Raw genomic sequence first — 21,000 nt, 5'->3', positions numbered from 1 at the left:
AGGGTCGGGTACGGCATCAGGCGCGGGCGACCTGGTCCAGCAGCCACTGGCTCAGCAGGCCGACCGGGCGGCCGGTGGCCATGCCACGCTTGCCTTCATCGCTGGCGACGCCGGCGATGTCCAGGTGGGCCCAGCGCTGGCCTTCGGTGAAGCGCGACAGGAAGCAGCCGGCGGTGATCGCGCCGGCCCAGCGGCCGCCGATGTTGTAGACGTCGGCGAAGGTCGAATCCAGCATCGGCTGGTACTCGTCCCACAGCGGCAGGCGCCAGGCGCGGTCGAACACGTGCTCGCCGGCGGCCAGCAGCTCGTTGGCCAGGTCGTCGTGCTTGCTCATCAGGCCGGCGGTCTGGTGGCCCAGGGCGACCATGCAGGCACCGGTCAGGGTGGCGACGTCGACCAGCGCGGCCGGCTCGAAGCGCTGTGCGTAGGTCAGCGCGTCGCACAGGATCAGGCGGCCTTCGGCGTCGGTGTTGCCGACTTCGATGGTCTTGCCCGACATCGAGGTGATCACGTCGGAAGGACGGTAGGCGTTGCCGTCGATGGCGTTTTCCACCGCCGGCACCACCACCACCAGGTTCAGCGGCAGCTTGGCCTTGACCGCCGCGACGAAGGTGCCGATGACGTTGGCGCCGCCGCACATGTCGTACTTCATCTCTTCGATGCCGCCCTGGGTCTTCAGGTTGACGCCACCGGTATCGAAGGTGATGCCCTTGCCGACCAGCACGTAGGGCTTGGCGTCGCCGCCATTGTTCCACTTCAGCACGACCAGGCGCGGGCGGTTGGCCGAACCGCGGGCCACGGCCAGCAGCGAGCCCATGCCCAGCGCTTCCATCTGGTGCTCGTCGAGGATCTCGGCTTCGGCACCCTCGTGCTCGCCGGCGAACTTCACGCCCACGTCGGCCAGATAGGCCGGGGTGCAATAGTTCGGCGGCAGGTTGCCCAGCTCGCGGGCGAACTCGACACCGGCGGCGATGGCCTGGCCCTGGGCCAGGGCCTGGGCGTCGTCACCGGCCACGGCCAGCTGGGCCAGGCCGGCATCGTCGGCCTTCTTCTTGCCCAGGGTGGCGGTGTAGCGGTAGGCGGCGTGATCGGCGGCGATCACTGCCTGGCGGATCGCCCAGGCCGCGTCGCGGTCCTTGATGGCCACTTCGGACAGGGTGAACAGCGCGCTGCGGACGGCGCCGGCCTTCAGCGCGCGCACCGCGTCGCCCACGGCCTTCAGGTACTGCGGCACGCCGAAGCGGGCGGCGTCGCCGAGGCCGACCACCAGCACGCGCGGCGCGGTCACGCCCGGCAGGTCGTGCAGCAGGGTGGTCGCGCCGGTCTTGCCGGACAGGTCGCCACGCTGGGCCAGGGCGGCCAGGCGGCCACCGCTGGCGGCGTCCAGGGCCTGCGCGGCCGGGGTCAGGGTATGGTCGGCATACGCGCCGACCACCAGGCAATCAACGGTGGCGGCGGCCGGAGCAACGTGGTTCAGGGTGAATTCGAGGGCCATTGAGCAGATTCCATTGGCGAGTCCGTACAATCGCAGGCCGTTTACGCCCAGACAGTAGACTGGGCGGCACCGCGAACGAACCCCAGAGTTTAAACCACCGCCCCATGCTGAAGCTCGACCGATACCTGCTGGGCGATTTCGTCCAGAGTTTCCTGGCTACCCTGATCGTCCTGCTGGTGGTCAGCGTGGGCGGCGTGCTGGTGGACATCCTCGGCAACATCGCCGACGGACGCCTGCCGGCCAAGCTGCTGTTCTCCCAGCTGGGCCTGCAGTTCATCGCCTACCTGCCGCTGATCCTGCCGCTGGCGCTGATGCTGGGCCTGCTGCTGGCCGTGGCCCGGCTCTACCGCGACTCGGAGATGGCGGTCATCACCGCCATTGGCGTGGGGCCCAAGCGGCTGCTGCGGCCACTGCTGATGCTGGTGGTGCCGGTGGTGCTGCTGGTCGGCGCCTGCTCGCTGTGGCTGGGCCCGTGGGCCGGCCGGATGGCCGAGCAGATGATCATCGAGGCCAACCGCAGCGTGCTGATGGCCGGCCTGGAGCCGGGCCGCTTCACCCCGCTGCCCAATGGCGGCGTGGTGTACCTGTCCTCGATCTCGCCCGATGGCACCCAGCTGGGCAAGGTGTTCCTGCAGCGCCAGAAGGATGACCGCCTGGAAGTGGTATCCGCCAATGGTGGCCGCATGTTCTTCGAGGGCACCCGCCAGCGCTTCCTGGAGCTGGATGATGGCCACCAGGTGGAAGGCCCGGTGGCCGGCGCGCTGGATTACCGGCTGGCGACCTTTGCCCGCAACGACGTGGCCCTGCCCGACGGTGCACAGACCCGCACCGAGGACGACCCGGAACTGATGCCGACCCTGCAGCTGATCGGCGATGAGCGCCCGCAGGCGCAGGCGCAGCTGCACCGCCGCCTGGCACCGCCGCTGATCGCGCTGGCCTTCGCCCTGCTGACCGTGCCGCTGGGCCGCAGCTCGCCGCGCCAGCAGCGCTACGGCCGCATGATGCTGGCCCTGATGGCCTACATGGTGGGCACCAACCTGATGTTCATCGGCAGTGGCTGGATCGCCAACGGCAAGATTCCGGCCGCGCTCGGCCTGTGGTGGTTGACCGTGCCGCTGCTGGCGCTGGCGATCTGGATGTATGCACGTGATGGCCGCCTGGGCCGCTCGAAGGGAGCCCGCGCATGAGGCTGCGCCCGATGCGTTTCGATCTGTACCTGGGCCAGTCGGTGTTCACCACGGTGCTGCTGACCTGGGCGGTGCTGGTCGGCCTGGACGTGGTGATGGCGTTCTCCGGCGAGTTCAAGGACATCGGCAAGAACGGCTACACCCTGGGCCATGCCGCCGCCTGGGTGCTGTACACGGTGCCGCGCCGCGCCTACACGATGTTCCCGACCGCCGCGGTGATCGGCGCGCTGATGGGTCTGGGCCAGCTGGCCGCGACCTCGGAGCTGACCGCCCTGCGTGCGCTGGGCCTGTCGCGCAAGCGCCTGAGCGTGTCGGTGGCGATCGCGCTGTCGCTGCTGACCGCAGTGATGGTGCTCAGCGCCGAGACGCTGGGCCCGTGGGGGCAGGACCGTGCCGATGCATTGAAGGCCAGTGCCAAGTGGGGGCGGGACATCTCCACCACCCGCTACTCCGGCCTATGGGCACGCGAAGGCGACACCTTCCTCAACGCCCAGAGCGGCGAGGAACAGCTGGTGGGCGACAAGGGCACGCGGCTGATCCTGCGTGACGTGCGGCTGTACCGGATCGCCGAAGACGGCAATATCGCCTCGTTGACCCATGCCGCCACCGCCGAGCACGACAAGGACGGTTGGGTGCTGACCGGGGTGCGTCGCGACACCTTTGGCGAGCGCTCGGCCACCCGTCAGGAAGTGGCGCGTGAGCCGTGGAACTCGAAGCTGGATCCGGCGGCGCTGGCCACCGGCATCGCCAAGCCGCGAAACCTCAGCGTGGCCGAGCTGAGCACCAGCATTGCCTACCGCCAGCGCAACGGGCTGGATGCGCGCGATTTCGAGGATGTGTACTGGAGCCGCTGGTTCTACCCGGTGAACGTGCTGGCGCTGTGCCTGGCCGCGGTGCCGTTCGCGTTCGGGTCGCTGCGTAGCGGCGGCATGGGCAAGCGCCTGTTCCTGGGCATCCTGTTTGCACTGGGCTTCTGGCTGCTGCAGCTGTTCTTCGGCCGCATGGCCGGTGCGCTGAAGTTCGATTACCGCATTGCCTATGCGCTGCCGCCGATCGTCATGCTGGCCGTGTCCGGACTGTTGTTCCGGCGCAAGTCGGGCTGATTCTGGTAGCGCGGGGCCATGCCCGGCGCTACCGGGGCAATCCACCGCTTCGGCATCCGTGCCACGACCACCAGCATCCCGGCCCAGCGTGCTGGATTCTGTAGAGCCGAGCCCATGCTCGGCTGCTTTTTGCGCACCGCCTGCCAGCCGAGCATGGGCTCGGCTCTACAGATCGTGCATCACCGCTTGGGCATGCGCACCAGGCGGGTGCCGCTGGCGCGGTCGTGCCAGGTCAGGCGTTGGCGGTCGACCCAGGCCCACCAGAATCCCAGGCCGCCCAGCAGCAGCGACAGCGTCCCCACCGCGAAGCGCAGCCACAGCTGGCCGTGCCGCAACGGCGTGCCATCGCGCGACTGCAGTTTCAGCCGCCACGGCCGCATGCCCAGCGTCTGCCCGCCGCGGCGCCAGCTGGCCGTGGCATACCACCCCGTGATCGCCCAGCACACCGCCCACAGCAGCCACTGCCAGATACTGAACGGTGCGATGTTCTCGCGCTGCGCGTGGCCGCTGAAGGTGTAGGCGAGGGTGAACAGCGTGCCGGCCAGCATCCACAGCGCCAGCACCGGCAGCGCGTCGTAGACCATCGCCAGCATGCGCCAGGACAGCAGCGCGCGCGGACGGGGGGTTTCGGTAGCGGCCGCAGGGGCCGTGTCGTTGGCAGGGCGGGACATGCGCCGAGGATACGCAAAGCTGGCCGTGCCCGCAGTGGCCCTCGTATCCTGCATGCATGGCCCTTGTTTCCACCCCCGCCGAACGCCGCCAGCTGGTCCAGCAACTGCCCGAGCTGCGCGCCGACGACAGTGTGCGCATCCAGCGCTTCCTCGATGCGATCTGGGCCGAGAACGGCCTGGCCCGCGCCACCCTGGACAGCTACCGGCGCGACCTGGAAGGGCTGGCGCGCTGGATGGATGGACGCGACGGTGGCCTGGCCGGCATCGAACGTCCCGGGCTGTTCGACTACCTGGCCTGGCGCACCCGCCACGGCTGGTCGCCGCGCAGCAACGCGCGCCTGCTGTCGGCGCTGCGGGCGTTCTTCGCCGATGGCGTGCGCCGTGGCGAACGCAGCGAAGACCCCAGTGCGCTGCTCGACCCCCCGAAGCTGCCGCGGCTGTTGCCCAAGGCGCTGGCCGAGAGCCAGATCGATGCGCTGCTGGCGGCACCGGACATCGACAGCCCGCTGGGCCTGCGCGACCGCGCCATGCTGGAACTGATGTATGCCGCCGGCCTGCGCGTGAGCGAGCTGGTGCTGCTGCCGGCCACGGCGGTCAACCTGCGCCAGGGCGTGTTGCGGGTCACCGGCAAGGGCAGCAAGGAACGGCTGATGCCGCTGGGCGAGGAATCGCAGCACTGGCTGGAGCGTTACCTGCAGCAGTCGCGCCCGCTGCTGGTCGGCAAGGGCAAGGTGCATGCCCTGGCGGATGGTCAGACCCCGTTGTTCATCGAGCCGACGCTGCATGCGCTGACCCGGCAGGCGTTCTGGCACCTGGTCAAGCGCCATGCGCAGGTGGCCGGCATCGACCCGGCGCGGATCAGCCCGCATGGCCTGCGCCACAGCTTCGCCACCCATCTGCTCAACCGCGGTGCCGACCTGCGCGCGCTGCAGATGCTGCTCGGCCACAGTTCCTTGTCGACCACCCAGATCTACACCCTGGTAGCGCGCGAGCATCTGCAGAAGCTGCACGCCCGCCACCATCCGCGCGGCTGAGCGCCGGGCTGAATCGCTGCCCGGGGCCGTGCCGGGCGTCGCGGCCCGGTACCGGCGGCTGTGTCAGAATCCGGGGTCTTCTTCTGCTGCGGATCGCTCCATGCTCCGATTTGCCATCGCCGCCGTGTTCGGTGCGCTCAGCCTGACCGCCTGCGCCCAGCCGGCTCCGCCGGCCGCCAAGGCGCCTGCTGCCGCTGCGACCAAGGCCAGCCCGGCCGCCAACGCGCCGGCCGACCAGGCGGTACGTGCCGCGTTGACCGCGCTCAATCCGGGTTTCCAGGTCGATTACATCGGTGCCGCGCCGTTCCCCGGCTTCCGCGAGGTCGTCGTTTCCGGCCAGCTGCTGTACGTGTCCGATGACGGGCGCTACCTGTTCCAGTCGCAGCCTTACGACACCCGCGCCAAGGGCCCGGCCAACAGCGAGGGCCTGCTTGGTTACCGCCGCGGCCTGCTGGCCAAGGCCAACCACGGCGATCGCATCGTGTTTGCCGCGCCGAACGCCAAGTACACCATCAGCGTGTTCACCGACATCGAGTGTGGTTACTGCCGCAAGCTGCACCAGGACATCGCCGAACTCAACCGCAACGGCATCACCGTCGAGTACCTGGCGTTTCCGCGCATGGGCCTGGGCAGCAAGGACTACACCGACATGATCTCGGTCTGGTGTGCAGCGGATCGTCGCCAGGCGCTGACCAACGCCAAGCGCGGTGGCAGCGTGCCGGCCAGGAACTGCACCAACCCGGTGGCGATGCAGTACGCGCTGGGCCAGCAGCTGGGCGTGAATGGAACGCCGGCGATCTTCGCGCCGGATGGCACCCAGCTGGGCGGCTACCTGCCGCCGGCGCAGCTGCGTGCCGCGCTGGAGAAGCTGTCGGCCAAGCGCTGATCGTCGCTGGTCTTTTCCTGTAGAGCCGAGCCCATGCTCGGCTGCGGAAACAGCAGCCGAGCATGGGCTCGGCTCTACAGGCAGGGAGCCGGGGATGCGTGTCGCATCCCCGGCCTTTTGCTTACTTCAGGCCATCACTGACCGCCTTGGTCAGCGTGCCCTGCGCATCGTCACCGCTGAACTCCCAGACGAACGCGCCGCCCAGGCCCTGGGTCTTCACGTAACCCATCTTGCGGGTGATGTTGGCCGGGGTGTCGAAGCTCCACAGCGTGCTGCCGTTGTAGATCCAGGTGGCACCGGCGGTGTTGTCGGTGTAGCCCGGCCACGCCAGGTTCTTCAGCACCTTCCAGTCCTCGATGCCGGCTTCATACGTACCCGGGGCGGCGCCGGTCGCGGTCTGGTACAGGCCGTTGTTGGCGTTGGCCACACCCGTCCAGCCACGCCCGTAGTAGCCAATGCCCAGGTTGAGCTTGGCGGCGGGCACGCCACGGCTGATGAAGGCCTCGATGGCGTCGTTGCTGTTGTACAGCTTCTGGTCGCCGGTGGACGGATCATTCGGCGAATCGAACAGCGCCGACTGGTGATTGGTCTTCGCATCCCACGCGCCGTGGAAGTCGTAGGTCATCACGTTGATGTAGTCCAGGTACGGGTGGTATGCGGCCGGATCGGTGACACGGATCTTGTCGATGCCGGCACCCACCGCCACCGTCAGCAACAGGCCCGGCCGCACCGCATCGAGCTGGCGGCGGAACTCGGCCATCAGCGCGGTGAAGTTGGCGTTGTCTTCCGGCTTGCCGCATTCGATGCCACAGGCCACCGGGTATTCCCAGTCGATGTCGATGCCGTCGAACACGCCCAGCGCGGCACCGGCACCGCCGGCACCGTCGGTCACCGGCAGGTTGCCCTTGATGTAGGCATCGATGCACGAGGCGACGAAGGCCTGGCGGTTCTCCGGGCGCGCCGCGCTGGAGAAGCCGCGCGACCAGGTCCAGCCACCCAGCGAGATCAGCACCTTCAGGTTCGGGTATTTGGCCTTGAGCTGCTTGAGCTGGTTCCAGTTGCCGCGCAGCGGCTGGTCCCAGGTATCGGCGCTGCCGCTGACGCTCTCGGCGGCACTGAAGGCCTTGGTGTAGTCGGCGAAGGCATCGCCACCGGCACCGCTGTTCGGATCCGACGGCTGGGTGATGCCGACTTCGCATCGGTTGTTGCGCACGTTGCCGAACGCGTAGTTGATGTGGGTCAGGCGTGCGGCCGAGCCGCTGCTGTCGATGTTCTTGACCCGGTAGTTGCGGCCGTAGATGCCCCACTGGGTGAAGTAACCGATGACCCGCTTGCCGGTGGTGCCGCCGTCACCGGCCAGCGTGGTGGCGCTGATTTCGGTGCCCTGCGCCGACGCGTTGCCGGCGTTGTCGCGCGCCCGCACGCGGTAACGGTAGGTGGTCGATGCGGTCAGCCCGCCATCCACATAGCTGGCGCTGGACGGCGAACCGACCAGGCTGCCGTTGCGGTACACGTCATAGCCAGCCAGGCCACTGCCACCGGTGTTGTCGGTGGACGGGCTCCAGCTGAGCGCGATGCTGTTGGCGGTACGGGTGCCGACCGCCAGCCCGCCCGGCACGCTCGGTGCGGTGGTGTCGCCACCGGCGGCGTTGACGGTGATGGTGATGGTCGGGGTGCTGGTGGTGGCGTTGTTGTTGTCGGTCGCGACCGCACGCAGGGTGTGGCTGCCGGCGCTGGCATTGGCCCAGCTGGCCGCATACGGCGCACCGGTGGCCACGCCCAGCGAGCTGCCGTCGCGGAAGAACTCGACCTTGGCGACGCTGCCGTCCGGGTCACTGGCGGTAGCGGTCACGTTGACCGTGCTGCCGGCGCTGAAGGTGGCGCCGTTGGCCGGCGAGGTGAGGCTGATCACCGGCGGCTGGTTGCTGCCGCTGCCATCGCAGGCACCAAGGTTGGTGTAGTAGGGCGCACCGGCCGGATGGTCCGGCGGCGCGTTCCAGATGTCCTGGTTCGCCCGATAGAGGACGCCTCCTTTCTGCAGGGTATCGCCGGCCCGGTAGATCCTGGCCTGGTCCCACTGGGCCACGCCGGCACAGCTGGCAGCCTGCGCCAGGCCGGGCAGGGCGGCGGTACCGGCGGCCAGGGCAAGCAGCCAGGCCAGGTGGCGGGGACGACAGCTTCGGGTCGAACGTTCGGCACTGCGCACAATCGGGTCGTACATGGGTAAGTCTCCGATCAAAGGGCGCGCGGGCCCCGATGGCGCCGCGCGTGACGCAGGTCCGGGCGTCGCCCGGGAAGGCGACGGAGGGGGCGGACGGGGTACCTGGGGGGCCGGGGAGAGAGTCCGGCGCCAGGTGGGGACAACGTTGTCATCAATCGCGTGGTCAATCCGTGAGCAAGCGCATGGTTCCGGGATTCGGGCGGAGAGCGGCGCTGCGCGCGGTCGGCGGCCATCAGCGGAGCCCCCTCGTGGCTGGGGGCTTTCCGCGAAAAGCAGATTTCTGGGGTTGGCCGGGTGGGTGGGCTGCGCAGGGGACGCCGTGAATACGTCCCTGTAGGCTCGGGCGCGCCATCCATGGCGCTTACGCCCCTGCGCAACCCACCCGCCCGGCCACGGACAGGTTCCTGCGCGGCCAGCCACGAAAGACAGAACAAAAAATCAAAAGCAAAAGCCGGTCGCTTCGCTCTTCAATGCCTGACTTCTGAGATTTCCCTGGTTGCCGGCCAGCGGCCGGCACTACCGCAGAGCATGCACGCATGGCGTGGATTTACCGCAGATCGCGGAAATCTGTCGAAGGCGGGGTGGGTCCGGTGGCGGGGGTGTCCGCGGCATGGATGCCGCGGCCAAGCCCCCAGGGACGGGTTTACGGCGTCCCCCGCCACCGGACCCACCCCGCCACCCCACGGGAACCCCGCTTTTGCTTTGGCCGTTGCTGTTGCCGTTGCCCTGGCCTCGGCGGGTGCCGGGCGCCGCCCGGCCAGAGCCCTTCCCCCGCTTCCGGTACAATGTCGGGCCCGTTTCCCAACTACGGTTCCCCGGACATGATGGTCCTCGAGGGCGCGCCCGCCCTGTCGCCGTTCCGCCGCGAACGTCTTGAATCCCGCCTGCAGTCCATCGCTCCCTCCCTGCGCATCAGCGGTGCCTGGCACGTCTATTTCGTGCAGCCCGAAGGCAGCGCCGCCCCCGACCTGACCACCCTGTGCCGCATCCTCGAAGCGGCGCCGCAGGCCGAAGCCGTGGCCGACGGCGCGGTCAGCCGCATCGTGGTGCCGCGCCTGGGCACGCTGTCGCCGTGGTCGAGCAAGGCCACCGAACTGGTCCGCGGTGCCGGCCAGCCGGTCAGCCGGGTCGAACGTGGCCTGCGCATCGACGTGCAGGGCTGGCCGGCCGATGCCGCCGCCCAGCAGGCGTTGGTCAAGGCGCTGCACGACCCGATGACGCAGTCGGTGCTGGAGACCGTGGAACAGGGCCAGGCGCTGTTCTCGGCACCGGCCCGGGGTGAACTGGAGCGCGTGCCGGTGGACCAGCTGGAGGCCGCCAACCAGCGCCTCGGCCTGGCCATGGCCCAGGACGAGATCGACTACCTGCGCGAGCGTTTCACTGCGCTGGGCCGGTCGCCGTCGGACGTGGAACTGATGATGTTCGCGCAGGCCAATTCCGAGCACTGCCGCCACAAGATCTTCAACGCCAGCTGGACCATCGACGGCCAGGAGCAGGACCGCTCGCTGTTCCGGATGATCAAGAACACCCACCAGCAGACTCCGCAGCACACGCTCAGCGCGTACAGCGACAATGCCGCGGTGATCGAAGGCCATCCGGCCTCGCGCTATCGCCCCGATCCGGCCAGTGGCGAATACCGCCGCGAGCCGCAGGTGCCCAGCGCGTTCCAGATCAAGGTGGAAACGCACAACCATCCGACCGCGATCGCGCCGTTCCCGGGTGCCTCGACCGGTGCCGGTGGCGAGATCCGCGACGAGGGCGCGACCGGCCGTGGCGGCAAGCCGAAGGCGGGCCTGACCGGCTTCTCGGTCTCGCACCTGCGCATCCCCGAGCTGCCGCAGCCGTGGGAAGCGCCGCGCGCGCTGAACCCGCGCATGGCGCCGGCGCTGGAAATCATGACCGACGGCCCGCTCGGCGGCGCCGCGTTCAACAACGAATTCGGCCGCCCGAACCTGCTCGGCTACTTCCGCAGCTTCGAGCTGCCCGAAGGCGCCGATCTGGTGCGTGCGTACGACAAGCCGATCATGCTGGCCGGCGGCCTCGGCGCGATTGATCGCGTGCAGGTCGACAAGATCCCGCTGCAGGCCGGTGATGCGGTCATCGTGCTCGGCGGGCCGGCGATGCTGATCGGCCTGGGCGGTGGCGCCGCCAGTTCGGTGGCCTCCGGCGAGAGCGCCGAGGACCTGGACTTTGCCAGCGTGCAGCGCGACAACCCGGAAATGGAGCGCCGCTGCCAGGAGGTCATCGACCGCTGCGTGGCGATGGGCGCCAACAACCCGATCAAGTTCTTCCACGACGTCGGTGCCGGTGGCCTGTCCAATGCCATCCCCGAACTGCTGCACGACTCCAAGGTTGGCGGTGTCATCGACCTGGGCAAGGTGCCCACCGATGATCCGTCGCTGTCGCCGATGCAGCTGTGGTGCAACGAGTCGCAGGAGCGCTACGTGCTGGGCGTGGCCCAGGAGCGCCTGGCCGAGTTCGCCGCGCTGTGCGCCCGCGAGCGCTGCCCGTTCGCTGCCGTCGGCGTGGCCACCGCCGAGGAGCACCTGGTGGTGGCCTACGGTGCCGTGCCGGGCCACACCCCGGCCGATGCGCCGATCGACCTGCCGATGGACGTGCTGTTCGGCAAGCCGCCGAAGATGCACCGCGACACCGCGCACCCGCCGGCACCGCGCTGGCCGGCGCTGAAGACCGGCGGCCTGGACCTGCAGGAAGCCGGCCTGCGCGTACTCGCGCACCCGACCGTCGCCTCGAAGAACTTCCTGGTCACCATCGGTGACCGCAGCGTCGGTGGCCTGACCGCGCGTGAGCAGATGGTCGGCCCGTGGCAGCTGCCGGTGGCCGACGTGGCGATCACCCTGGCCGACTTCGATGGCGTGGCTGGCGAAGCGATGTCGATCGGCGAGCGCACCCCGCTGGCCCTGCTCGATGCGGCGGCTTCGGCACGCATGGCGGTGGGCGAAGCGCTGACCAACCTGTGTGCGGCCCCGGTCGATGCGCTGGATGAAATCAAGCTGTCGGCGAACTGGATGGCCGCGGCCGGTCATCCGGGCGAAGACGCACTGCTGTACGACGCGGTGAAGGCGGTGGGCATGGAACTGTGCCCGCAGCTGGACATCAGCATCCCGGTGGGCAAGGACTCGCTGTCGATGCAGGCGCAGTGGCACGACCAGGGCGAAGCGCACAAGAGCGTGTCGCCGGTGTCGCTGGTGATCTCGGCGTTCGCGCCGGTCGCCGACGTGCGCCAGCAGCTGACCCCGCTGCTCGACCGCGACGTGGACAGCGAGCTGTGGCTGATCGGCCTGGGTGCCGGCAAGCAGCGCCTGGGCGGTTCGATCCTGGCCCAGGTGCACGCCGACCATGGCGACCTGCCGGCCTTCGCCGGTGCCGCTCCGGACCTGGACGATCCGCAGCGCCTGCGTGGCTTCTTCGAGCTGATCCGCGATGCGCGCCAGTCTGGCCTGCTGCTGGCCTACCACGACCGCAGCGACGGTGGTGCCTTCGCCGCGCTGTGCGAAATGGCCTTCACTTCGCGCCTTGGCCTGGACATCACGCTCGATGCCTGGGGCGATGATCCGTTCCGCAGCCTGTTCAACGAAGAACTGGGTGCGGTGGTGCAGATCGCGCGCGAAGACCGCGCTGCGTTCGCCGACCTGGTCGAACGCCACGCACTGACCGAATGCGCACAGCGCATCGCCAAGCCGACCACCGCGCCGGTGGTGCGCGTGTCGCTGGGTGGCGAGAACCTGGCCGAATGGCGTTGGGACGCACTGTTCGACGCCTGGTGGTCGGTCACCCACGCGATGCAGAAGCGCCGCGACAACCCGGCCAACGCCGATGCCGAGCGCGAGGTCGCCCGTGCCTTCAACGCACCGGGCCTGAAGCCCAAGCTCAGCTTCGACCTGAACGAGGATGTGGCGGCACCGTTCATCAGCACCGGTGCGCGTCCGCGCGTGGCGGTGCTGCGCGAGCAGGGCGTCAACGGCCAGATCGAAATGGCCAACGCCTTCGAACGTGCCGGCTTCCGCGCCTTCGACGTGCACATGAGCGACCTGATCGAAGGCCGCGTGGCGCTGCAGGATTTCACCGGCCTGGTCGCCTGCGGCGGCTTCAGCTACGGCGATGTGCTCGGTGCCGGCCGTGGCTGGGCCACCTCGATCCTGGAGCGCAGTGCGCTGCGTGATGCCTTCGCCGCGTTCTTCGCGCGCGAAGACAGCTTCGCGCTGGGCGTGTGCAACGGCTGCCAGATGATGAGCCAGCTCAAGAACATCATCCCCGGTGCCGGACACTGGCCGCAGTTCCGCCGCAATGCCAGCGAGCAGTTCGAAGCCCGCACCGCGCTGCTGGAAGTGGTGGAATCGCCGTCGATCCTGCTGCGTGGCATGGCCGGCTCGCGCCTGCCGGTAGCGGTGGCGCACGGCGAAGGCCAGGCCGTGTTCGACAACGCCGTCGACCAGGCTGCCGCCCGCGTCTCGCTGCGCTACATCGATGGCCATGGCAACGTCGCCAGCCAGTACCCGCTGAACCCGAACGGTTCGCCGGACGGCATCACCGGCCTGACCAGCACCGACGGCCGCGTCACCATCATGATGCCGCACCCGGAGCGCACCCCGCGCGCGCTCAACCTGAGCTGGGCACCGGCTGAATGGCAGGGTGAGTCGCCGTGGATGCGCATGTTCCGCAACGCGCGGGTGTGGTGCGGCTGATCGCATCGTTCCGCGCAGGCCGCAATGCCACCGCGTATGGAAAAACCCGCCGCTTTGTCGGCGGGTTTTTCTTTGTGTGCGTGAAATTGCTGATCTGGCCGCTAGTTACATCCGTTTTTCATGCGCCAGCAGTTCGTCACGTATGTCTAACAAAATGCCTTTATAAACACGTGAAATAGTGAACTGCTTCACGGCAATAGGATTTGTCGTGTCAAAGTCTTGACGATCTGCAAAGTTGCCGTTAACACTTGAACCCCGTTTCAGAATCATTCATTTCGCAGTAACCGGTTGGCGCACGCGCTCGGTTTTCTGTCGCTGCGCGCCGTTCGGCAATACCCCGCAGTAAATCACGCGAATAAACGCCCCCAGGGGACGTTGGGCCGGAAAGCCCAGCGGTGGCGTTGCTTTGCCCAAAACCAGTCCAATCAGGAGCCGTACCGATGAATCGGATTTATCGCAAGGTCTGGAACAAAGCACTGGGTCAGTTGGTGGTGGCCTCGGAACTGGCCTCCTCCGACAGCAGCAGTGGCGGGGTCGTCGACCAGCGCCGCGATGCGACACAGGCCACGCCCGCACTGCTGGCGGTGGCACTGGGCCTGGTATTGGGGTTGGGCATGAGCGGCAGCGCGACGGCACAGTCGGTGCAGATCGGCGGCAGCGCCACCTGCGTTGCATTCAGCGGCAAGCTGCTGGAAAAGTGCCTGATCGAAGGCTCGGCCACGGCCAAGGGCAGCAACGCGGTGGCGATCGGCAGCAACAGCAATGCCAGCGCCGCCAACAGCGTGGCGCTGGGCGCTGGCTCCAAGGCCACGCGGGCCAATACCGTGTCCATCGGCGATGCCGGCAAGGAGCGGCAGATCACCAATGTGGCTGCTGGCACGCAGGGCACCGATGCGGTGAACAAGGCGCAGCTGGACGCGCAGGCGCGCGCCACGCAGGCCGCGCTGGCTGATGTCGCCGCCGATGGAAACCGCTATTTCAAGGCCGACGGCGCAGGCGATGACAGCGACGCGGCGAAGATCGAGGGGCAGGGCGCAGTCGCGGCCGGCGCCGGTGCACAGGCGCTGGCCAACGCCACCACCGCCATCGGAACCCAGGCCATTGCCGCCGGTCTCGGCGCCAGTGCCTTCGGCCAGGGCGCCCTGGCCATCGGCGATGCCAGCGTGGTGGTCGGGCAGAGCGCGGCCGCGTTCGGGCTTGGCGATACAGCCGTCGGCGCCAGCGCGTACGCAGCCAGCGAGAACGGCGCGGCCACCGCACTCGGTGCGTTGTCCGAAGCCACTGCCGATGGCGCGACGGCCGTCGGCGGTGGTGCCGTGGCGATGGGCCCGGGCAGCACCGCACTGGGCCGCGGCGCCACTGCCGCCAATGAAGCATCGATCGCGGTGGGGGCGTTCAGCACTGCCGTGGGTGAGTACAGCACCGCGCTGGGGTCCAACTCGGCGGCGGTCGCCACCGGCAGCGTGGCGCTGGGCGCCGGCTCGCTGGCCGACCGTGTCGACACCGTGTCGGTCGGCGCCGCCGAATACGGCCTGACCCGGCAGATCACCAGCGTCGCGGCGGGCACCGAAGACACCGACGCGGTCAACGTCGGCCAGTTGAAGGGCGTCGCCGCCGTGGCCGATGCCACCGCCAAGCGTTTCCAGGCCACTGGCAGCAGCAACAGTGATGCGGGTGCATTGGCCGAGGGCGACGAGGCGCTGGCGGCTGGCGAGGCGGCCAACGCCATCGGCAACGGCACCACCGCCGTGGGCGCGGGCGCCAATGCCGTCGCACAGAACGCGACCGCGGTGGGCAACAACGCACTGGCCTCAGGTCAGAACAGTGCCGCGTTCGGCAACAACGCGCAGGCCAACGGCCCAGGCAGTGTCGCCGTCGGTGGTGCTGCGGTGGATGCCGATGGCAATCCGCTGATCACCAGGGGCGGCGTGCCGGTGGAAACCGGCGCCACCAGTGCCGGTGTCGGTGGTACTGCGGTGGGTGCGAGTGCCGAGGCCGGCGGTTTCGCCGCGTCTGCCTTTGGCGTGGGCGCATATGCCGCCGGCGCGCAGTCGTCCGCGTTCGGTGCGGTTGCCAATGCCATCGGTGATTACTCCACCGCGCTGGGTACGCAGAGCAATGCCACCGGCACCAGCAGCGTGGCCATCGGCGGCCCGGCCGATCTGATTCCAGGCCTGGGCTTCTTCGTGCAGACCCAGGCCAGCGGCGAAGCGTCGACCGCCGTCGGCGCCGGTGCCATCGCCAGCGGTGATCGCGCGGTGGCCAACGGCAGCCTGACCGAAGCGTCCGGCGCCGAAGCGACTGCGGTCGGCTACTTCGCCTACGCACCGGGCGAGAACGCCAGCGCGCTCGGCGCGCAGACCTGGGCCAGCGGCGCGCAGAGCACCGCCGTGGGCTACTACGCCACCGCACGCGGTGCCAACAGCGTTGCGCTCGGCGCCAACTCCGAAGCGGTGCGTGCCAACAGCGTAGCCGTGGGCAGTGCCGGCAACGAACGGCAGATCACCAGCGTCGCCGCGGGCAGTGAAGCCACCGATGCAGTGAACAAGGCGCAGCTCGACGCGGTGGCCAGCACCGCCGACAGCACAGCGCGCTTCTTCCAGGCCCAGCCGGAAGCAGGCAGCGATGCGGGTGCATTGGCCGAGGGCGAAGGTGCGGTTGCGGCGGGTTCGTCGAGCAATGCGATCGGCGCCGGCGCGGTTGCACAGGGCGCAGCAGCCTCGGCCATCGGTGACGACGCCGTGGCGGTGGGTCGCAACAGCAACGCCACCGGCAATGGCGGTGTTGCCATCGGTGGCCTCGGCCAGGCCTACGACGAGTACAACCAGCCGATCATCGGTGCCGACGGTACGGCACAGCAGGTCGGCACCACTGCCGTCGCCGACGCCACAGCGGTCGGCAGTGGTGCGCAGGCGACCGGTGCTGCCAGCAGTGCGTTCGGCAACGCCGCCAGGGCCAGCGGAGACAAAAGCTTCGCGGCCGGCGGCAAGTCGCGTGCGGCCGGCAGCTACGCGGTTGCGGTTGGCGACAGCGCCTTCGCCAGCAGTGACGACAGCACCGCCGTCGGTGGCTACAGCTGGGCTACCGCAAGCGGGGCGAGTGCGTTCGGTTCCGGCGCCTGGGCAACGGCCACCAATGCCTCGGCATTTGGCAACGCGGCCTGGGCCAGTGGCAGTGGTGCGACCTCCATCGGTTACAACAGCTGGGCCAACGGCACCAGCTCCACCGCCGTCGGTCGCGGCGCATTCGGTTATGGCGACAACAGCGTGGCGCTGGGCTTCCAGGCGCTGGGCAACAGCCTCAACAGCATCGCCATCGGCACCAACACGGTGGCCGGTGGTGAAAGCGCGATCGCGCTCGGTGCCGGCAGCAACGCCAGCGCCAGCAACGCCGTCGCACTGGGCGCCGGCTCGGTCGCCAACCGCGCCCGCAGCGTTTCGGTCGGCAGCACCGGCAACGAACGCCAGGTGACCAACGTCGCCGCCGGTACCCAGGCCACCGACGCGGTGAACAAGGCGCAGCTGGATGCCGTGGCGGGCGCGGCAGCCACCACCAGCCGCTTCTTCCAGGCCAGCGGCAACGGCGGTGATGTGGCCGGTGCACTGGTGGACGGTGACAACGCGCTGGCCGCCGGTGATGCGGCCAACGCCATCGGCAACGGGGCCACCGCACTCGGCAGTGGCGCCAACGCGCTGGCCAGCAATGCGCAGGCACTGGGCGTCAACGCCCTGGCCAGCGCCGCCAACGCCAGCGCGGTCGGTGCAAATGCACAGGCGACCGCTGAATACGCAACCGCGCAGGGTGCGGAAAGCGAGGCCAGTGGCGAGCAGAGTGCGGCGTTCGGTGCGGCCAGCATCGCCAGCGGTGCTGGCAGCACCGCGACCGGCGTGCTGTCCGAAGCCTCCGGCGAGGAGGCGGTGGCAGTGGGGTACTTCAGCAATGCCAGTGGCAGCGGCGCCACCGCGGTCGGCAGCGAGAGTGTCGCAAGTGGCACCGCGTCGGCAGCGTTCGGCATCGGTGCCGAGGCGACCGGCGGCTACAGCACCGCCATCGGTGGCTATGCACAGGCCTCGGCCTTCAATGCCACGGCCTTCGGCAACTTCGCCAATGCCTCCGGCTCCAACAGCGTGGCGCTGGGCGGTGATTCGGAAGCCTCCGGTGCCTACAGCACCGCCACTGGTCAGGGCAGCCTGGCCACCGGCACCAACAGCGTCGCCGTCGGCGGATCGCTGTTCGGCGTGCTGGCCACCGAAGCATCGGGCAACTACTCCACCGCCGTCGGTGGCGGCGCCTGGTCCGGTGGCATCAACAGCACCGCGCTGGGCAACGCCGCCGAATCGCGCGCTGCCAACAGCGTGGCGCTGGGTGCCGATTCGATCGCCGACCGCGACAACACCGTGTCGGTCGGCGGCGGTGGCAACACCCGCCAGATCACCAACGTGGCCGATGGCACGCAGGGCAATGATGCGGTCAACAAGAACCAGCTCGACGCCGTAGCCGCCGCAGCGGAAAAGACCAGCAGGCAGTTCCAGGCCAGCGGCAACGCCGATGGCGAAACAGGGGCACTGGTCGAGGGCGACAACGCGCTGGCGGCCGGCGATGCGGCCAACGCCATCGGCAACGGGGCCACCGCGCTGGGCAGCGGTGCCAACGCGCTGGCGGCCAACGCCACGGCCGTGGGCATCGATGCATTGGCCACCGGCAACAATGCGGCGGCGCTGGGCAGCACAGCGCAGGCCAGCGGTGAAGACAGCCTTGCGCTCGGCACCGGTGCCAGCGCCAGCGAGCTCGGCGCCAGCGCGGTCGGTGCGCGTGCACAGGCCAGCGGTGCGTACAGCACGGCAACTGGCACCGAATCCAACGCCAGCGGCACGCAGGCCCTGGCCAGCGGCTTCCGTAGTGCCGCCTCTGCCGATGGCACCACTGCCGTCGGTGGCTATGCCGAGGCCAGTGGACGCCTCGGCACCGCATTGGGCTACGGCTCGGCGGCCAGTGGTGCCAACACGACCGCCGTCGGCTTCGGTGCTGCTGCAGCCGGTACCGGTGCCGTGGCGGTGGGTCAGTCCAGCGAGGCCAGCGGCGAGGAGAGCGTGGCCATCGGTGGCAGCACCTTCTTCGGCCTGATCCCGTCGCGTGCCAGTGGCACCGGTGCGGCGGCGTTCGGTGCCGGCGCATGGGCGACCGAAGACTACGCCACGGCAATCGGCTGGAACTCGTGGGCCGCCGGCAGCAATGCCACGGCCCTGGGCGCCAACGCCACCGCCAACGGCAGCAACAGTGTCGCCCTCGGTGCCGGCTCCAAGGCCGACCGTGACAACACCGTGGCCGTCGGCAAGGCCGGTGGCGAACGCCAGGTGACCCATGTGGCAGCCGGTACCGAAGCCACCGACGCGGTGAACAAGGGCCAGCTGGATGCCGTTGCCAGCGTCGCCGACAGGACCAGCCGCCAGTTCCAGGCCAGCGGCAATGCCGATGGCGAGGCCGGTGCCCTGGTGGACGGTGACAACGCCTTGGCCGCCGGCAACGCGTCCAACGCCATCGGCAACGGTGCCACCGCGCTGGGCAGTGGCGCCAACGCGATGGCCGCCAACGCCACGGCGGTAGGCGCCGACGCCCTGGCGACCGGCAGCAACGCGGCGGCACTGGGTACCAACGCACAGGCCAGTGGTGTCGACAGCGTGGCCGTGGGCAGCGCTGCCCGCGCCAGTGAACTCGGCGCCAGCGCTACCGGCGCCGGCGCCCAGGCCAAGGGCGCCTACAGCACCGCCAGCGGCGCGCAGGCCACGGCCAGCGGCACGCAGTCGCAGGCCAGCGGTTTCCGCGCCACTGCCTCGGCCGATGGCGCCTCGGCGCTGGGCAGCTACGCCGAAGCCAGTGGTCGACTGGGTACTGCGGTGGGCTACGGCAGCAAGGCCACCGGTGCGAACGCCACCGCGGTGGGTGTCAGTGCCAACGCTTCGGCGGCCGGCAGCATCGCACTGGGCGCAGGCTCGGTGGCTGATCGTGCCAACACCGTGTCGGTCGGCAGTGCCAGCAGTGATCGACAGATCACCCGTGTCGCCGCCGGTACCGAGCGCACCGATGCAGTCAATCGTGGCCAGCTCGATGCGGTCGCGGCGACCGCCGATGGCACCGCACGCTACGTCAAGGCCAGCGGCGCGGGTACCGCCAGTGCCAGCGGCAGCGATGCCGCAGCGATCGGTTCGGCCGCCAGTGCCAGCGGCGCACGCAGCAATGCGCTGGGTGCCAATGCGATGGCCATCGGCAACGGTGCGCTTGCACTGGGCAACAGTGCCGGCGCGTCCGGTGCGAACTCGGTGGCACTGGGTGCGGGCTCGCGTGCGCTCGATGCCAACGTGGTGTCGGTCGGTGGTGGCAACGGCACCGATGGCCCGGCCGCGCGCCGCATCGTCAATGTGGCCGACGGCCGCATCGCCGCCGGCAGCAGCGACGCGGTCACCGGCTCGCAGCTCAACGTCACCAACCAGCGCGTGGGCGCCGTGGAAACCCGTGTCGGTGATTTCGACTCGCGCATCGCCACGGTCGAGACCACGGCGGCCAGCGCCGTCGGCTATGACGACGCCAGCCGTGACCGCCTGACCCTGTCCGGCTTCCAGGGCACCACCATCGACAACGTCGGCGCGGGCAACATCGCCGCCGGCAGCCGCCAGGCGATCAATGGCGGGCAGCTGTTCCAGTCGCTCAGTGATGCCGCCAGCTTCCTCGGCGGTGGTGCCAGTGTCGGCATGCAGGGTGTGTTCGTGGCGCCGAACTACGTGATCCAGGGCGCCACCTACAGCAATGTCGGCGATGCGCTGGGCGCGCTGGACCGCAAGGTCAGTGAGATTGACCGTCGCACTGCCGGTGGCACGCGAGCAGGCGCGTCCAGCCTGCGCGCAATGAGTGCTTCGCTGGATGAAAGCCCGCTGGCCAGCGTGGCCGACGCACCGGCAACGGCCGATGCCGCGCCGGCCAGTACCGCACGCGTGCAGGGCACGCCGACGGTGGCCGCGGCGGGGGCGGGCATTCCGGTCGGCACCCCGGCTACCGGCTTCAACGCCGTGGCCATGGGCGATGGCGCGGTAGCCAGCGGCGCTTCGTCCACGGCCATCGGCCAGGGCGCCAGTGCAACGGCGGCAAATGCCGTGGCGCTGGGCCAGGGCTCGGTTGCCGATCGTGCCAACACGGTCTCGGTGGGCAGCGAAGGCAACGAACGCCAGGTCACCAACGTCGCCGCCGGCACCACCGCCACCGACGCCGTCAACAAGGGCCAGCTGGACCGTGGCATGGCGACGGCGAACAGCTACACCGACAGCCGCGTCCAGGCCGTTGCCGACAGCTTCGATGTGTTCAAGGGCGAGATCGACGGACGCCTGCGCCACATGGACCGCCGCATCGACCGCCAGGGCGCGATGAGCGCAGCGATGCTCAACATGGCCACCAGTGCCGCCGGTATCCGCACCCAGAACCGTGTCGGCGTCGGCATCGGTTTCCAGGGTGGCGAGTCGGCGTTGTCGCTGGGTTACCAGCGTGCGATCAGCGATCGCGCCACGGTCACCTTCGGCGGCGCCTTCAGCAGTGACGACAGTTCGGTCGGCGTCGGTGCCGGCTTCGGCTGGTAAGCCACTCCATCGCGCCGGCGGCCACCCACGCCGGCGCCGTACCTGCAGTGAGGGCCTGGGGGGAGGTCACGGCAA

At 69.4% G+C, this 21,000-nt stretch carries 9 protein-coding genes; 6 read left to right on the top strand and 3 right to left on the bottom strand.

Annotated elements, in window-relative coordinates:
* Positions 1–16 precede the first annotated feature (16 nt).
* On the bottom strand, positions 17–1,495 hold the full coding sequence (locus AC5P6H_RS12465; RefSeq protein ID WP_075076732.1) for a leucyl aminopeptidase: 1,479 nt from the start codon (positions 1,493–1,495) through the stop codon (positions 17–19).
* Positions 1,496–1,599: 104 nt separating this feature from the next.
* Between AC5P6H_RS12465 and lptF the strand changes: the two genes are divergently transcribed.
* Together lptF and lptG are read left to right on the top strand one after the other, a co-directional pair.
* Positions 1,600–2,682, top strand: a complete 1,083-nt coding sequence (lptF, locus tag AC5P6H_RS12460) for an LPS export ABC transporter permease LptF (RefSeq protein ID WP_032962260.1) — start codon at positions 1,600–1,602, stop codon at positions 2,680–2,682.
* Positions 2,679–3,785 carry an LPS export ABC transporter permease LptG gene (gene lptG / locus AC5P6H_RS12455; protein WP_032962258.1) on the top strand — a complete coding sequence of 369 codons (1,107 nt, stop codon included), beginning with the start codon at positions 2,679–2,681 and terminating at the stop codon, positions 3,783–3,785. The genes lptF and lptG overlap by 4 nt, the downstream gene beginning before the upstream one ends.
* Positions 3,786–3,964: 179 nt before the next feature.
* Here lptG and AC5P6H_RS12450 read toward each other — a convergent pair whose 3' ends face one another.
* On the bottom strand, positions 3,965–4,456 hold the full coding sequence (locus tag AC5P6H_RS12450) for an RDD family protein (protein ID WP_495202693.1): 492 nt from the start codon (positions 4,454–4,456) through the stop codon (positions 3,965–3,967).
* A 56-nt stretch (positions 4,457–4,512) separates the two neighbouring features.
* Between AC5P6H_RS12450 and xerD the strand changes: the two genes are divergently transcribed.
* Together xerD and AC5P6H_RS12440 are read left to right on the top strand one after the other, a co-directional pair.
* Positions 4,513–5,490 (top strand): site-specific tyrosine recombinase XerD, encoded by a 978-nt coding sequence (gene xerD / locus AC5P6H_RS12445; protein WP_495202692.1) that lies wholly within the window; start codon positions 4,513–4,515, stop codon positions 5,488–5,490.
* Positions 5,491–5,590: 100 nt separating this feature from the next.
* Positions 5,591–6,376 carry a thioredoxin fold domain-containing protein gene (locus tag AC5P6H_RS12440; protein WP_032959951.1) on the top strand — a complete coding sequence of 262 codons (786 nt, stop codon included), beginning with the start codon at positions 5,591–5,593 and terminating at the stop codon, positions 6,374–6,376.
* A 121-nt stretch (positions 6,377–6,497) separates the two neighbouring features.
* Here AC5P6H_RS12440 and AC5P6H_RS12435 read toward each other — a convergent pair whose 3' ends face one another.
* Positions 6,498–8,597, bottom strand: a complete 2,100-nt coding sequence (locus AC5P6H_RS12435) for a glycosyl hydrolase family 18 protein (RefSeq protein ID WP_049442160.1) — start codon at positions 8,595–8,597, stop codon at positions 6,498–6,500.
* An 821-nt stretch (positions 8,598–9,418) separates the two neighbouring features.
* Between AC5P6H_RS12435 and purL the strand changes: the two genes are divergently transcribed.
* Together purL and AC5P6H_RS12425 are read left to right on the top strand one after the other, a co-directional pair.
* Positions 9,419–13,303, top strand: a complete 3,885-nt coding sequence (gene purL / locus AC5P6H_RS12430) for a phosphoribosylformylglycinamidine synthase (RefSeq protein WP_495202691.1) — start codon at positions 9,419–9,421, stop codon at positions 13,301–13,303.
* A gap of 440 nt (positions 13,304–13,743) precedes the next feature.
* Positions 13,744–20,925 carry an ESPR-type extended signal peptide-containing protein gene (locus AC5P6H_RS12425; RefSeq protein ID WP_495202690.1) on the top strand — a complete coding sequence of 2,394 codons (7,182 nt, stop codon included), beginning with the start codon at positions 13,744–13,746 and terminating at the stop codon, positions 20,923–20,925.
* The last annotated feature ends 75 nt before the right edge of the window (positions 20,926–21,000 follow it).

Source organism: Stenotrophomonas sp. YJH_SMC_110 (assembly GCF_059369255.1).
The sequence above is the reverse complement of the archived record's forward strand: the minus strand, read 5'-3'. Positions and strand labels throughout refer to the sequence as shown.

Coding starts and splice junctions, on each gene's coding strand:
- AC5P6H_RS12465 (WP_075076732.1), bottom strand. CDS start 1,495: ATGGCCCTCGAATTCACCCTGAACCACGTTGCTCCGGCCGCCGCCACC.
- lptF (WP_032962260.1), top strand. CDS start 1,600: ATGCTGAAGCTCGACCGATACCTGCTGGGCGATTTCGTCCAGAGTTTC.
- lptG (WP_032962258.1), top strand. CDS start 2,679: ATGAGGCTGCGCCCGATGCGTTTCGATCTGTACCTGGGCCAGTCGGTG.
- AC5P6H_RS12450 (WP_495202693.1), bottom strand. CDS start 4,456: ATGTCCCGCCCTGCCAACGACACGGCCCCTGCGGCCGCTACCGAAACC.
- xerD (WP_495202692.1), top strand. CDS start 4,513: ATGGCCCTTGTTTCCACCCCCGCCGAACGCCGCCAGCTGGTCCAGCAA.
- AC5P6H_RS12440 (WP_032959951.1), top strand. CDS start 5,591: ATGCTCCGATTTGCCATCGCCGCCGTGTTCGGTGCGCTCAGCCTGACC.
- AC5P6H_RS12435 (WP_049442160.1), bottom strand. CDS start 8,597: ATGTACGACCCGATTGTGCGCAGTGCCGAACGTTCGACCCGAAGCTGT.
- purL (WP_495202691.1), top strand. CDS start 9,419: ATGATGGTCCTCGAGGGCGCGCCCGCCCTGTCGCCGTTCCGCCGCGAA.
- AC5P6H_RS12425 (WP_495202690.1), top strand. CDS start 13,744: ATGAATCGGATTTATCGCAAGGTCTGGAACAAAGCACTGGGTCAGTTG.